At 29.5% G+C, this 14024-nt stretch carries 15 protein-coding genes; 9 read left to right on the forward strand and 6 right to left on the reverse strand.

The window, feature by feature from the left end; genetic code table 11:
* Positions 1-10 precede the first annotated feature (10 nt).
* The 3 genes from mraY to XO10_RS06085 all read left to right on the forward strand — a co-directional run bounded on the left by mraY (position 11) and on the right by XO10_RS06085 (position 1598).
* Positions 11-958, forward strand: a complete 948-nt coding sequence (mraY, locus tag XO10_RS06075) for a phospho-N-acetylmuramoyl-pentapeptide-transferase (protein WP_075780568.1) — start codon at positions 11-13, stop codon at positions 956-958.
* A gap of 93 nt (positions 959-1051) precedes the next feature.
* A complete protein-coding gene (locus XO10_RS06080; protein ID WP_014296688.1) occupies positions 1052-1333 on the forward strand; it encodes a hypothetical protein in 282 nt (93 codons plus the stop codon).
* The gene (locus tag XO10_RS06085) at positions 1326-1598 is read left to right on the forward strand and encodes a type II toxin-antitoxin system mRNA interferase toxin, RelE/StbE family (RefSeq protein WP_014296689.1); all 273 of its coding nucleotides are present in this window, start codon (positions 1326-1328) and stop codon (positions 1596-1598) included. The genes XO10_RS06080 and XO10_RS06085 overlap by 8 nt, the downstream gene beginning before the upstream one ends.
* A 7-nt stretch (positions 1599-1605) precedes the next feature.
* Here the strand turns inward: XO10_RS06085 and XO10_RS06090 are convergent, their stop codons facing one another.
* The 3 genes from XO10_RS06090 to glpX all read right to left on the reverse strand — a co-directional run bounded on the left by XO10_RS06090 (position 1606) and on the right by glpX (position 4729).
* A complete protein-coding gene (locus XO10_RS06090) occupies positions 1606-2781 on the reverse strand; it encodes a HAMP domain-containing sensor histidine kinase (RefSeq protein WP_175421269.1) in 1176 nt (391 codons plus the stop codon).
* A gap of 92 nt (positions 2782-2873) precedes the next feature.
* Positions 2874-3677 (reverse strand): S-adenosyl-l-methionine hydroxide adenosyltransferase family protein, encoded by an 804-nt coding sequence (locus XO10_RS06095; RefSeq protein ID WP_014296691.1) that lies wholly within the window; start codon positions 3675-3677, stop codon positions 2874-2876.
* A gap of 2 nt (positions 3678-3679) precedes the next feature.
* Entirely contained in the window at positions 3680-4729 is a 1050-nt protein-coding gene (gene glpX / locus XO10_RS06100; protein WP_014296692.1) for a class II fructose-bisphosphatase, read from the reverse strand.
* 690 nt (positions 4730-5419) lie between these two features.
* Here glpX and XO10_RS06105 point away from each other — a divergent pair.
* From XO10_RS06105 to XO10_RS06120, 4 genes are all read left to right on the forward strand, one after another.
* The gene (locus XO10_RS06105; protein WP_075780571.1) at positions 5420-6820 is read left to right on the forward strand and encodes an aminopeptidase; all 1401 of its coding nucleotides are present in this window, start codon (positions 5420-5422) and stop codon (positions 6818-6820) included.
* Positions 6821-6831: 11 nt separating this feature from the next.
* Positions 6832-7419: a hypothetical protein gene (locus tag XO10_RS06110; protein ID WP_014296694.1), complete on the forward strand. Its 588-nt coding sequence runs from the start codon at positions 6832-6834 to the stop codon at positions 7417-7419.
* Positions 7416-8129 (forward strand): hypothetical protein, encoded by a 714-nt coding sequence (locus XO10_RS06115; RefSeq protein ID WP_075780573.1) that lies wholly within the window; start codon positions 7416-7418, stop codon positions 8127-8129. The genes XO10_RS06110 and XO10_RS06115 overlap by 4 nt, the downstream gene beginning before the upstream one ends.
* A 158-nt stretch (positions 8130-8287) precedes the next feature.
* Complete coding sequence (locus XO10_RS06120) at positions 8288-10081, forward strand: GNVR domain-containing protein (protein WP_175421270.1); 1794 nt, start codon at positions 8288-8290, stop codon at positions 10079-10081.
* 410 nt (positions 10082-10491) lie between these two features.
* Here the strand turns inward: XO10_RS06120 and XO10_RS06125 are convergent, their stop codons facing one another.
* Genes XO10_RS06125 through XO10_RS06135 form a run of 3 tightly spaced genes read right to left on the reverse strand, consistent with a single transcriptional unit; the run spans position 10492 to position 11217 of the window.
* Positions 10492-10713 carry a hypothetical protein gene (locus XO10_RS06125; RefSeq protein WP_175421271.1) on the reverse strand — a complete coding sequence of 74 codons (222 nt, stop codon included), beginning with the start codon at positions 10711-10713 and terminating at the stop codon, positions 10492-10494.
* A gap of 60 nt (positions 10714-10773) precedes the next feature.
* Positions 10774-10986: a DUF2922 domain-containing protein gene (locus tag XO10_RS06130; protein ID WP_014296715.1), complete on the reverse strand. Its 213-nt coding sequence runs from the start codon at positions 10984-10986 to the stop codon at positions 10774-10776.
* 15 nt (positions 10987-11001) lie between these two features.
* Positions 11002-11217, reverse strand: a complete 216-nt coding sequence (locus XO10_RS06135) for a DUF1659 domain-containing protein (protein WP_014296716.1) — start codon at positions 11215-11217, stop codon at positions 11002-11004.
* Between the two features lie 281 nt (positions 11218-11498).
* Here XO10_RS06135 and XO10_RS06140 point away from each other — a divergent pair, with 281 nt between their 5' ends.
* Positions 11499-12911, forward strand: coding sequence for a sugar transferase (locus XO10_RS06140; RefSeq protein ID WP_175421272.1), 1413 nt, complete (start codon positions 11499-11501; stop codon positions 12909-12911).
* On the forward strand, positions 12911-14023 hold the full coding sequence (locus tag XO10_RS06145) for a glycosyltransferase (RefSeq protein WP_175421273.1): 1113 nt from the start codon (positions 12911-12913) through the stop codon (positions 14021-14023). The genes XO10_RS06140 and XO10_RS06145 overlap by 1 nt, the downstream gene beginning before the upstream one ends.
* Position 14024: the final 1 nt, after the last annotated feature.

Here is a 14024-nt window from a genome sequence, read left to right on the forward strand (position 1 = left end):
GGAGGTTGTTATGGAGATTTTTTATGGAATTTTAATACTTGGAATTGAGTTTTTCTTATTTCCAATTTTTATAGGCTGGGCAAGAAGGAAACAATTTGGTCAGTATATCAGACCAGAAGGTCCTGATTTGCATGGTTATAAGCAAGGAACCCCTACTGCAGGGGGTATTATTTTTGTTCCCACTATTGCTGTTTTGAATTTAGTGGGATTTCTGTTTTTAAGGGATTTTGTTTTTGTTTATGTTGCCATAGCTGCTTTGCTTTTTGGTTTAATAGGTTTTTTTGATGATTTTAGCTCTATTTTGAAGAAGGAGGCTATGGGATTAACTGCAAAGAGGAAGTTTATGCTACAGTTGTTGCTTTCTGTGGTTTTGCTTTTGTTTTTTGAGAATGCTGTTAATGGCAATTTTTTCTGGTATGTTCCGGGAAGTGATTTTATTTTAAGATTTAATAGATATTTTTATTTTTTTGTATATGTTTTTCTTTTTACAGGATTTTCAAATGCAACTAATTTAACCGATGGGCTTGATGGGCTTGCTGGTGGGAATTTTATTGTTTCTGCAGCTTTTACTATTTTAATTGCTGTTTTGAAGTTTAATGCGCCTGTTTATTTGATTTTTGCTGTTGTTTTGCCTGTTGTTGTTTTTTTGTTTTTTAATGCAAAACCGGCGCAGGTGTTTATGGGAGATACTGGTTCTTTAGCGCTTGGAGGGATTTTAAGCGCTATTGCAACTTATTATCATATTGAGTTGTTTTTGATTTTTACTGGAATTGTGTTTATTGTTGAGACGTTGAGTGTTATTATTCAGGTTTCCTCATTTAAATTGAGAGGAAAAAGGGTGTTTTTGATGTCACCGATTCATCATCATTTTGAGTTGAAGAAGTGGCCGGAGGAGAATATTACTTTCAGGTTTATACTGGTGGGCTTTTTTTTCTCTGTTGTTGCATTAATGTTGTGAGCCCGGTTTAATTGACATTAAATTATTATCATGATATACTAATAATGATACAACAAAAAGTACTATTATTAGTACTAAAAAGAGGTGATTTTAATGTATAATAACCTGGTTAGTGCAACAGAAATAAAAAAGAGTGGAGTTTCTATTTTAGCTAAGATAATAAAAAAAACAGGTGAAGCTGTAATAAGTGTCAGAGGAAAAGGAAAGTATGTTGTTCTGCCAATAGAAACATATAATTATTTAAGAGAATGTGAGTTAGAAGCTGCTTTGTTAGAAGTAAATAATGATATAAAAAACAAGAAATATCATACATCAATAGATAAGCACATTGAAGAAATTAAAAATGCTCTTCATGAGGACGATGAAAATGTATGAAATAGTATTTACAGATTCATACGTGAAACGAGCAAAAAAATTTTTCAAAAAACATTCGGATTTAATATCTCGATATGAAAAAGTGCTAAGATTAATGGAGTATAATCCTTTTCATCCTTCATTAAGACTCCACAAATTAGAAGGTAAATTATCCCATTTTTACTCAGTTTCTATAAATATGAATTATAGAATAATCATTGAATTAATTATTGATAATGAAAAAATAATTTTAATAAATATAGGTTCTCATGATGAGATATATTAATAAAAATTTATTTTTTTAGAAAAAAAAGCTTTATGATGGTGCCGCGACCTTTGATGGAGTTGACTGAGAGCTGGGCGTTTTGGAAGATGATGAATCTTTCGAGGAAGATGCTTCCAAGTCCTGTGCCGTTTTCTTTTGTGGTAAAGAATGGTTTTAAGAATCTGGCTTTTTCTTCTTCTGTCATGCCAATTCCATTATCACAGAACAACAATTTATAACCGTCTTTTTTTTCGTAAATGCCGACGGTTATATTTTTTTTGCTTTTTTTCATGAGAACAGCATCAACAGAGTTTTGAATTATATTCGCTACTGCTGATTTAAATAAGGCTATATCGCTCTGTATATATATATCAGCTTTTTCTTTAATGGTAAAAGTTATTTCTGGATAGGTATTCTGAAAGATTTTTAAGGTATCTTTTATTATTTTGTTTATGTTTATTTCTTCTATAACTTCTTCCATTTTAAATAATTCCAGCGTTTCTTTTATGATGTTTTGTATGTTGTTTATTTCGTTTTCGAGTTTTTTTAGATATTTTTCGTCTTTTGTAATTTCATACATTTGAAAGACCATTTTTAGTCTGGCTATAGGTGTTTTTAAGCCGTGCGAAGCATCTGCTAATATTTCACCAAGTCTCGCAAAGTGTCTGGAGTCTTCAAGGGTTTTTTTCATTTTTTTGTAATCTGTTATGTCATTAATTACAAGGATTATAAAATTGTTTTTTTTGCTGACGATAATTTGAAGGTTTTTCTTTAGCTTTTTTGAATATACGTCATATATTCCTGTTATTGCTGGAATTTTTATTCCTGATTTTATTAATATTTTTGATAATGGCATTCCGTATTTTAGGGTTACACTATGAAATATTTCCCTGGCTTTTAGATTTGTTTTTTGAAGAATTGCTTCGTTATCAAATACGAGAATTCCTGCCCCCATTGTGTCGAATATGGCATTGAATTTGTCATAATACTCTTTTAACCCTTCTCTTTCTTTGGTTAATAGTATTGAATATGTTCTAACCATTTCATCAAGCTCTCTGAATATTCCTGAATACTGGAGATTATAATTTTTGTAATTATATGCATTTCCTTTGTGAAGTATTCTTAACAGGCGTTTTTCAACGAATATTGCGATAAGCACATATAACGCAAAAAAGCTTATTGGTATTAAATACCAATAAGCCATTAATTTAAATATATACATGAATATTATTAATATTACTGTATGAATAACAGAGATTTTTTCGGCTATATCCCAGCCAAGCAGTTTACGGTATTTTATTCTTCTTTTCTTTTTAATGTTATTTCTACCCCTTCTGTATCAAGTTTCATGTATTCTTTAGCATTTCCCTGATTTATTGCTATTTCGAGATGACCTGAGCTTTCCGGGTGTATTAATAATTCCCCTGGCAATACATCTGAGAATACTCTTTCATAATATGCTTCGAATTTCTGATCTTCTATCTGTATTATTATTTTATCGTCTTTTTTGAATAATGTATCGCCCATTTCTGCTGGAATATTTGTTTGAACGTTTCCAAATGTGTCCCAGAATACTATTTCGCCTTCAAGATAATCATTTTTTATTTCTGGCTTTTTGTATCTAAATAGATTGATGTCTTCAAGTTCTGGACCGAATTCTTCTATTGGCACACCTTTTGATAGATATGCAGCTGCCGGTGAGAATATGTCTCTTCCGTGGAATGTTGTAGAATAGTTTTTTCTAAAGAAATATTTTTCGTTGCTAATTTCCACAAGTTTGTCTATTCCATATTCCTGAGCTACTAATGTGAGTAATCCGTTGTCCGGTGCTACAAAGTAATAGTTTCTTTCTTTTGTTTTCATGATTACCGGTTTTCTGCTGCCGCCAACGCCAGCATCTATTACACAGAGAAATATTGTTCCTTCAGGAAAATCTCCGGCAAATCTATGTAAGATATGAGCATTTACTTTTGGATCGAATTTTTTTGTGTCATGCAAAACATCTATTATTTCCGCTTTTCTGTTTATTGTTTTTATTACGCCTTTGCACACTCCCACGTAATAACTGTCATTTCCCCAATCTGTAAAAAAGGCTATCATTATTAGATTCCTCCCCCTAAGCCAAACTCCCTTCTATTTCCAATGCTTAATAATTTTGAATCTCCCTCTGTTGATTTAAGTCTTATTGTTTTGTGTTGTAAATCGTGGAATGTTGTGATTCTTCTTATTGTCCTTGTTTTTGTTCTCATTACTATACTTTCTGTTATGGCTTTTCCTTTGTGGAATTTTACTCCTTTTAGGAATTCGCCATTTGTAACGCCTGTTGCTGAGAATATTACATTTTCTCCACCTGCAAGGTCTTCGGTAAAGTAGACTTTTTCAAGATCCCAGCCTTCTTCTATTAATTTTTCTTTTTCTTCTTCTGTTTGTGGCCAGAGTTGTACCTGCAATTCACCGCCTAATGTTCTTAATGCACCTGCTGCAAGTACTGCTTCTGGGGAACCACCTATACCGATATAGATATCAACGCCGCTTTCTGGCATTGCTGTTGCTATTGCTGCTGCAATATCGCCATCGCCTATTAATTTTATTCTTGCCCCAACTTCCCTTATTTCTTCAATTATTTTTTTGTGCCTGTCTCTGTTTAAGACTACTACTGTTATTTCGCTTACAGGCACTTTTAATGCTGCTGCTGCTACTCTTAAATTTTCTCTAATTGAACTTCTAATGTCAAGAATTCCTTTTAATTCTGGCCCTACTGCTAATTTGTATGAATAGAATGTTGGGAGATATGCTAATTTTCCCTTTTCAGCAAGAAGCATTACACTTATTGCGTTTGGAAGACCGTATGCTACAAGTCGTGTTCCGTCTATTGGATCTACAGCTATATCAAATTCTTCATCGTCTTCATTCCATGTTCCAACTTTTTCACCAATGTAAAGCATAGGAGCTTCGTCTTTTTCACCTTCTCCGATTATAACGGTTCCTTTTATTTCTATGTAATCTAGCATTCCTCTCATTGCGTCAACTGCAGCCTGGTCTACGGCGTTTTTGTCTCCTCTACCGAGGTATAAACTGCTGGTTAATGCTGCTGCTTCTGTTACTCTTACGAGGTCTAGTGTTATTTCTCTGTCGAAATTGTTTTCTGGCAACGCAATTCCCCCTTTTCTCTTTGTTATTTTAATTATACTAAATTTTGCAAAATTTTAAAACTTTGAATATTTGTTGTATTTATTGAATAATTGTTTTTAGCGATTGTGAAACTGATTAAAAGAGAGTATATTCAGTGAGGTAATACAATACGAAGATATTTAAATTTTATCTTAGAAAATAGAAATAATAATATTCGCTCAACAGGTAGAAAATTCTAATCCTCAAAAATTTTCTTTGAAAGTAGAAAAATAATATTCTCTCAGACAGCAAGAATTTCTGATCCTTGCTCCATTTGAAAATTCGGGCACACTCAGATTCCCCTTCCCTGGGGAAGCTTCGCTTTTCGAAACATCCTGTTTCTCCAACCCGAATTTTCTGCATTCCGCTGCGGGAAATTCTTAGTCTTCGTTCATATTATTTTTCTACTTTCTTCTATACAACAGATAATTTATGAGTTTTTATTTTTTCACTCATCATTGTTTCTCCTTGGAAATTTTCAAGCCTTCGCTCACATTATTATTTCTATTTTCTTTTATTTTTTCCATTCTAAACAATTATTCATAATTTTTGGGGTTATTTCCCCGGGAAAATTGATGAGCATTGCTAACTATTTGGTTTGGGTTTTGCTTTTTTGCAATAGGTATGATAAAATTTAAATAGAAAATATAATATCGGAGGTGTGGACGGCGATGGAATTAAAGGATTTAAAGGAAAAATTAACCAGAAAAAAGGTTTCTGTGTGGGAAAAAAGGGATAGAAAGGTTATAGATGAGTATTCAAAGGGTTATAAGAAGTTTATAGACTATGCAAAGACAGAAAGAAGAGCTGTTGAATATGCTGTTAAGGAACTTGAAAAAGAAGGATTTAAACCTCTTTCTTATTATCTTGAAAAAGGTAAAATAGAAGATGGCGATAAGGTTTATTATGTTAATAATTTTAAATCATTGTTTGCCATAAAGATTAAAGGAGATTTGACTAATGGTATAAATATTGTAGGAGCGCATGTTGATGCTCCAAGATTGGATTTAAAACCTGAGCCAATTGTTGAAGACAGCGGCGTTGCTATGGCTAAAACTCATTACTATGGCGGAGTTAAAAAATACCAATGGTTGAATATTCCTCTTGAATTACATGGTGTTGTTATTAAAAATGATGGAACTAAAGTTAATGTTTCTATTGGAGATTCAGAAGATGACCCTGTTTTTGTTATTTCAGACCTTTTACCTCATTTAGATAGGAGAAAAGGTGATGTTGCAGAAGTATTTAAAGGAGAAGCTTTAAACTTATTATTAGGAACAATTTCTATTTCATATGATGAAGAAATAAAGGATTCTATAAAATTAAATGTACTTAATATATTATATGAAAAATACGGTATTGTGGAAGAAGATTTTATTTCTGCTGAACTTGAGGTTGTTCCTTCATTACCAGCAAGAGATGTTGGTCTTGATAGATCATTGATAGCAGCATATGGTCATGATGATAGAATTTGTTCATATACAGGTTTAACTGCATTAATTGAAGCTGAACCAGAAAATAAGAGTGCTGCTTTGTTATTAACAGATAAGGAAGAGATCGGTAGTGACGGAAATACCGGCGCAAAACATCATTTCTGGATTACTGTAATGAAGAAGTTATTAAAATTACAGGGAAGCACTAATATTGAACTTGATATAGACGATTTATTATTAAATTCCACATTATTGTCAGCAGATGTTTCAGCTGCATATGATCCAAACTTTAAGGATGTTCATGATCCTGCAAATGCTCCAAGATTAGGTTATGGCGTGGCTATTTCTAAATATACTGGTGCAAGAGGTAAGGCTGCAACAAATGATGCAAATGCTGAATTCTTTGGAAAATTAAGAAAGGTATTTAATGAAAATGGTGTTATCTGGCAATCTGGTGAATTGGGTAAGGTTGACCAGGGTGGTGGAGGAACTATTGCTAAGTTCTTCGCCGAAAAAGGTTTAAATGTTATTGATGCCGGAGTTGCATTATATGGAATGCATTCACCATATGAAATTGCTTCAAAAGGCGATTTATATGAAACATATTATGCTTACAAGGTGTATTTGAATAAAATGTAGGGAGTGAAAATTTGAAGGTTTTTGCCGGTAGCCCTATACATTTAATGGAATTTGAAAATGATAATATAAATATTAATATTACAACCCACTCATGGTCCTTTTTGGGCCAGAGTGGTTTTTCTGTTATTTTGAATAAGGATAGTTTAACGATGTATAATGGGCTGGTGGAAGATACTGTTGTTTCTTTTGAAAGAAGAATGATAAATATTGAAGATAAGAGCAGAATTATGTTTATGCTTCAACAGGAAGGTTTTAAATTTGAAAATTATTTTTATGCCAAAATTCAAAAGAGTGATTTAATTGTTTTGCGAGTTGATTTGTTGAATAAATCTTCCTATGATTATTTATTAAATATCATTTTATCTAATATGTTTCTGGTGAAAATTCCCGTGTTATTTTTTAAGGTTTATAATGATTCACATGAGATTTCGTATTTTTATCCTGATAAAAAGGATTACGTTATTTTCAAGGATTCACCTTATGCGTATTTTAATGTGGTTGAGAAAAACGAGCATGTTATTATGCTTCATGGAAAATACAGAGATAAAGTAAAGAATAAGCTGGTTTCTTTTTTGAAAAAAGTTGGTGATTTTAAATGAAAAAGATTCTTGACTTTATTTCAAAGAAGATTTTGTTTGAAAGTTTAAAACGTATTTTTTATTCTATTCCTTCAAAAAAAGGATATGCAGATAATAAGAAGTTTTATGTTATAAACTTTGGGTTTGTTCATTTTGGTTTTTTTAAACTGGGTGGATATATTCATTTAATGGAACAGTTTAAAGATGTTCAAAAGTTTAATAATAAGATTGGGATTGTTTCTGTTAATAATATTTCAAAAACCGGAATTCGATATATTTCTGAAATTGCAGAGATTTTTGGAATACCATTGATTATGCGTTATGAAGGAAATTGTTATTATTTTAAAGAAAATACTATTACTCCGCTTGATAATGGAAGCACTTTTAGAATTAAGAACTTTAAGTTTTATTTTTTTAATCAATCAAGTGAATTTTTATTCCAGATTTTAGATTCTCGAATTGAAAATCCAGAATTTATTATTGTTGATAATTTTAATGCTAAAATACCAGATATTGAGCTAAATTCCTTATCTACTGTTATATCTTCATATCTTTTGTCTGTTGATCAATCTGTTTTGAAATTGTATAAACCTGAAAATAATAGAAGTTATGATTATAAATTAAGAGATCATTTTGTTTTAAAGTTTGATATGCAGATTCTTGAAAAATTGAAAAATGGAATTACTAAAATTGATCCCAGAAAGCTGGAAAATCTTGTGAAATATATATAACTCTGTTACTAAAAATTAAACTAAGTGTTGTTATATTTCATTTTTAATGTATTGACATTTTATGAAATTATAGTAAAATATAAAATGCGTATGCCATTTTGGTATGGCATTTTTTGTTATATAATAACAAAAAATAAACATATGAATGGAGGAAGAAAATGGAACCAGAAATGTATGAAGATGAATTGACGTTATCTGATATTCTAAGGATTTTCAAACGAAGAAAAATAACTTTTTTTGTAATTTTAATTCTGACTATCTTATTAACAGGTTTATATTTGTTAAAAACACCTGCAACATATGAAGCTTCTCTTACTTTTGAAATGAAGGATGTTTCTTCAACTTCCTCTTTACTTTCACAATATGGAAGTCTGGCTTCAATGGTTGGAATTAACCTTGGTGGAAGTAAGGGAAATTCAATTAGTAATACCATTGAAAAGATGAAGTCTGATAAGATCCTAACAGCTGTTATTGAAAAAAATAATCTGGTGGAGTTGTATAATTCTAATAGAAATCCATCTTTTATTGATAAATTGTTAAATAGAGGTGGAGAAGTTAAGTTAAGAGATATTATTAATAATTTAAGAGAAAATGTTTCTATTGCTCAACAAAAGGATACGTCTTTTATTAAAATCTCTTATAAGTCAACGAAGCCAACTCTCGCTGCATCTATTGTAAAATCTATATATACAGAATATCTTAAATACGATAAAGAGGAATATCTCAATGATTCTGAATATTACCTTTCTAACTTAAAAAAATTATTTGGCCCTGTTGAAAAAAAATATATGGAAATACAGAAAAAATTGCTTGATTTCCAGGTTGATAACAAAATCTTTAATGAACAGGCTTTAGATCCTTATGTTTCGCAATATTCAAAATTGTATTTTTCTTTAATTGATATTGAATCAAAAAAGAAGGAATTGGAAGCTTCTATAAAATCTGTGGAGGATTCTATTTCCGCTTTAAATCCTGATATGAAAAAATTCTTTCTTGAAAATAATGGAAATATTGGTAGCTTGAAAAATCAGCTTGTTTCTTTAAAGATTGAATATGAAACTTTAAAACTCACTTCTTCACAAAATCCAAAATTATTGGAATTGGAATCAAAAATAAAGGTTATTGAAGAAAATTTAAAGGCTCAAATGAATGAAATTTTAAATAATAATCTGAAATTTCTGGTTTCAACTGATCCAGATGCATATAAGCAATATGTTTCAAATAAAATTCAACTTGAGTTGCTTGATGTAATGAAGGCTTCAACTGTTGCTGTTCTTAATAAAATTGATGCTGATATTAAAGCAAAATCTCCATTATTATATGAATACTTTCAGTTGAAAAAGGATTCAAAGATTTTGCAGGAAAAATATGAAATGCTTAAAACTTCAATAGAAACTGAAGAATTAAAAAGAAGCTTTTATAAACCAAGTTTGAGTATTATAAATGATGTTTATATTCCTTATAAACCTGTTGCTCCTAATAAGAAATTAACTCTGGCTATAGGTATTGTTCTGGGATTTTTCCTTGGAATACTTGGTGTGTTTATTAAGGATTATAACGATAAGAGAATTAAGGATTGTTCTGAACTTTCACGTATTTTAAAAAGCCCTGAGTTTATTATTACCAGAAAAAATAGACGAAATGAAATTAAAAAACTCGCTAATTATATTTATGTAAAAGGGTATCATAATAAAACTTTGGGATTTACTGCTGTTGATTATAATGAATTTCTTGATATAGTTGAAGAGGTTAAACTGGATCTTTCTCAACTTGTTAATAAAAGAGATTTAAGAATTAATATTTTACCTGATATTGATAATCCAGATTTTATACTTCACGAAGATGATGTTGATTATACATTTGTGTTTATTTATAGAGAAAAATCAACTTTAGAAAATATTGAAAAATATAAGGATTATTTGAAGAATAATTATATTGTTTTTGTTGAATAAATAAAAAAATCACCGTGGATTGTTCTAATAAGAATTAGAAACTAATCCACGGTTTTTTAATCCCCATCCTGTATTTGTTTGATTATTGTTGTGAGTTTTTGGGGAATGTGTTTATAAATGTGTTATAAATATGGAATAGGTCTTTTTCATTGTAAAAGCGCATGCCGCGTGTTTGAAGGTCTCCTGTTATAGGTTGAACATTAAGGTATTTTACAAGCTTTCTAAGTAGGTCAGGATCAAAATTATATTTTTGACAAAAATAGGGTATGGTTATCACTATCCCCATCCTCCTTTTTCTACTTTTTTGTTTTTTTACAGATATATTTTACTACAAAATAGAGCTGATGTAAAGAGGTGTTTTTTAATTTTTTGAGTCAATTTTTTGAATGTTATTTTTAATTTTTATGATTTTAATTTTCAATTTCTTCTATTTCATCTTTTATTTCTTCTAATTTTTCATCTATTTCTGCTGATAACAGTTGAAGCTGTTTATCAAGCTCTTTGTTGAAGTTTTCTTGTAATTCTTTTAATTCCTGAATTTTTTCTTTATCTTTTTCTTTTGATATTTCTGTTAGCATTTTAAAAAATTGATCCATTATGTTCAGGAGTAATATTTTTAAAAAATCCCACATAACATATCCCCTTTCATGGTATTTTTTAAAACAACCGGGCTTTTAATGCCCGGTTGTATGTTATTGAATTAAATCAAAGAGTTCATTGGTTGTTGTATCAACTATTGTTGCGCTGTCTTTTTCGTATCCTGAAGGAATAAATACTCCAACAAATGAGTCCATTGCATTTTGTACTTCTGTATCTGTTAAGTCTGCTTTTGGATCATTGAGATAAATTGTTTTTCTTTTTCCGTCTGTGCTATTTACAAATGACATTCTTAATTTTTTTGCCATGCCACATCACCTCCATTAAGCCTGTAATTCGTAATTTTCTATTTTTTCAATTTTAAGTAATGGTTTTTCACATAATGATGCAAAGTTGTTTGATGCTGTGTAAACCTGATCATCTGTTGCTCCTGGCATTATGGTAAATGATTTTCTTTTAATAATCTTTTTTCCGTTTGCGTCTAATCCATAGTCAAACCCTATTCTAACTTTTTCCCCTGCACTTAATTTTGTTGCCATACTTTCATCTCCTTTCATTTTTTTGTTTTTATTTTTTCTCTGTCAGCGCTGACGATTGTAGTATATCCCATTGTTTTTGCAGGGGAATATTCAACAATTTATTGGCAAATTTCGTTACTAACGCGTAACATTATCCGGCGTAAAAAAAGAAATTTTTCATTTAATTTCAAAATATTGATTGCTAATTTTAATTTTGGGAGAATGGTTTTATGCTATAATTATAATGCAATATTTATACTTGATAATAATTGGTTAATAGCGCTTAATATAAAGGAGGCTTTATGGATAATATAAATATAATTCAAAAAAGAACTGTAAGAAGAGGCTTCAAAAAATCAATATATGGTTTAATATTGATGGTTATTGATTTTTTAATCCTAACTTCTTTACATTTTATTCCTAAAATTTCAATATTTGACAGAACAGATCCTTATCTTATTTTTATTTCTTCAGGAATATTGATTGTAATATATATATTTAAAAAGATGTATTATTTTGAGAGTTATTTATTCTGGGATGAACTTGTTAATGTCATACATTCCGTAACTATATATTTCTTTATTATATTACTATTGGTAATTGTTAGAAAGAATTATATTGATTTGTTTAAGTTGTTTGTTATTTCATTATCTTTTGCTATGTTGGATGCTTTTTTCAGATATATATACAGAAGATTTTTAATAAATTTTGATTTGCTAAAAACAAATGTTATTATACTGGGAACAGGTGAATTGGCCAACATGGTATATGATAAAATGAAAGAACATCCTTTTACTATGTATAACTTTTTAGGTTTTTTGGAAAGTGATTTTGATTCAGATAAAATAGTTGAAAAAAATAGAATTATAGGTTCTATTAATAAGATAAATGATATTATAAAAGAGAATTCTGTTGAGGAAATTTTTATTGCCATACCAAATTTATCCAAAAAGGATCTTTCTGAAATTATGTCAAAATTTGAACGACTTGTTAGAAAAATTAAATATATTCCAGATTTGTATGGCTTAATGAGTTTTTCAACTCAAATTCAAGATCTTGATGGAATTCTTACAATTACTGCAGTTCAGGAATTATTAAATCCTATAAATAAGATTTTAAAGCGTTTTTTTGATATTTTGGGTGCTTTGATTGGAGTTATATTTTTAATTCCGTTAACCGTATTTGTATGGATTGGAATAAAATTAGAAGATAATGGACCTGTTTTTTTTAGACAGAAAAGAATCGGTCAGGATGGAAAGGAATTTTATGTTTTGAAATTTAGAACAATGATTGTTGATGCTGAGAAGAGATTAAAGGAAATGATGGAACGTGATCCAAAAATAAAAGAAGAATATTTAAAATATAAGAAATTAAAGAATGATCCAAGAATTACGAAAATTGGAAAGTTTTTAAGAAAAACATCACTCGACGAATTCCCGCAATTTATTAATGTTTTAATGGGAGATATGAGTGTTGTTGGCCCCAGACCATATCTTCCTGCTGAAAAAAATGATATGAAAGAAAGTTATCATACGATAATAAAGGTTAAACCTGGAATTACTGGAATGTGGCAGGTAAGTGGTAGAAATGAATTAAACTTTGAAGAAAGATTAAAATTAGATGAGTATTATGTTAGAAATTGGTCATTATGGCTTGATGCGATAATACTATTGAAAACCGTTAAAACAGTTATAACAAAGAAAGGAGCTTATTAGTGAATAAAAGATTAGTTTCTATAATAAAAAGATATCCTCCAGAAATCGGAGGTATGGAGGTTGTTGCAAAAGAAATTAATAGTAGTTTAGATAAAATAGAAAAACTGGTTATTACTTTTAATAATAAAAATAGTTATAATGTTGATTTTGTTGAAGAAGTTAAAGTTTATAGACTACCTATATGGTTTGATCGATTCTCTGTACGATATTCCCCAATGTATAATAAAAGTTTAAACAATATCATCAGAAATGATGATATTTTGTTTTATCATTATGCATCTGGTCAACCTGAATTATTTTTTATTTTCAATCATAGAATAAAAGATAAAAAGTTTAAAAAAATTGTTTTTTATCATATGGACGTTGATGGTAGAGGATTAATGAGCAATTTATATAATTCTTATGTTAAAAAGTTTTTCTTTCCTTATTTTGATAAAATAATAGTAACTTCTCCAAATATAATTAAGACTTCTCCAGTTTTAAGGGATTTTAAAGATAAGATAGAAGTTGTTCCTTTATTTGTTGATACAAGTCATTTTTATCCTAGAAAGGATAATGTTAGATATAAATTTGTTGATAATGATGAAAAACTGATTTTATATGTTGGAAGGTTTGGTAGATATAAAGGGCTTGAATATTTAATTGAATCTTTGAGATTTTTACCTGAAAATTATAAATTACTTTTAATTGGTAAAGGAAAGAAAGAAAAAGAATTAAAGGATTTAGTAAAAAAGCATAATTTTAATAATAGAGTTATTTTTCTAAATCATGTTAAATATCAGGATTTACCGTTTTATTATTCTGCGGCTGATGTTTTTGTTTTACCTTCTATTGATAGAGGTGAAGCTTTTGGATTAGTCGCACTTGAAGCAATGGCATGTGGAATACCTGTAATCACCACAGAATTAGGTACAGGAACTACATATCATAATATAAACGGAGAAACAGGTATTCATGTTCCTCCAAAAAACTCAAAAGAAATTGCAAACGCTGTAAATACAATTGTTTCACAGGACTGGAAAAATAAAAAAAGTGATATAATAATTAATAGAGCTAAAGATTTTGATATTAAAGTGTTTCAAAAAAAGATTAAAAAAATATTAGAGGTGTAAT

The sequence above is a fragment of the Marinitoga sp. 1135 genome (assembly GCF_013363245.1).
Taxonomy (GTDB): Bacteria; Thermotogota; Thermotogae; order Petrotogales; family Petrotogaceae; genus Marinitoga; species Marinitoga piezophila.

What these genes read in the sequence shown, in the direction of transcription:
- XO10_RS06105 (WP_075780571.1), top strand. Translation starts at nt 5,420, where the DNA reads ATGGAATTAAAGGATTTAAAGGAAAAATTAACCAGAAAAAAGGTTTCT.
- XO10_RS06120 (WP_175421270.1), top strand. Translation starts at nt 8,288, where the DNA reads ATGGAACCAGAAATGTATGAAGATGAATTGACGTTATCTGATATTCTA.
- mraY (WP_075780568.1), top strand. Translation starts at nt 11, where the DNA reads ATGGAGATTTTTTATGGAATTTTAATACTTGGAATTGAGTTTTTCTTA.
- XO10_RS06090 (WP_175421269.1), bottom strand. Translation starts at nt 2,781, where the DNA reads ATGGCTTATTGGTATTTAATACCAATAAGCTTTTTTGCGTTATATGTG.
- XO10_RS06085 (WP_014296689.1), top strand. Translation starts at nt 1,326, where the DNA reads ATGTATGAAATAGTATTTACAGATTCATACGTGAAACGAGCAAAAAAA.
- XO10_RS06135 (WP_014296716.1), bottom strand. Translation starts at nt 11,217, where the DNA reads ATGGCAACAAAATTAAGTGCAGGGGAAAAAGTTAGAATAGGGTTTGAC.
- XO10_RS06130 (WP_014296715.1), bottom strand. Translation starts at nt 10,986, where the DNA reads ATGGCAAAAAAATTAAGAATGTCATTTGTAAATAGCACAGACGGAAAA.
- XO10_RS06140 (WP_175421272.1), top strand. Translation starts at nt 11,499, where the DNA reads ATGGATAATATAAATATAATTCAAAAAAGAACTGTAAGAAGAGGCTTC.
- XO10_RS06115 (WP_075780573.1), top strand. Translation starts at nt 7,416, where the DNA reads ATGAAAAAGATTCTTGACTTTATTTCAAAGAAGATTTTGTTTGAAAGT.
- XO10_RS06080 (WP_014296688.1), top strand. Translation starts at nt 1,052, where the DNA reads ATGTATAATAACCTGGTTAGTGCAACAGAAATAAAAAAGAGTGGAGTT.
- XO10_RS06125 (WP_175421271.1), bottom strand. Translation starts at nt 10,713, where the DNA reads ATGTGGGATTTTTTAAAAATATTACTCCTGAACATAATGGATCAATTT.
- XO10_RS06095 (WP_014296691.1), bottom strand. Translation starts at nt 3,677, where the DNA reads ATGATAGCCTTTTTTACAGATTGGGGAAATGACAGTTATTACGTGGGA.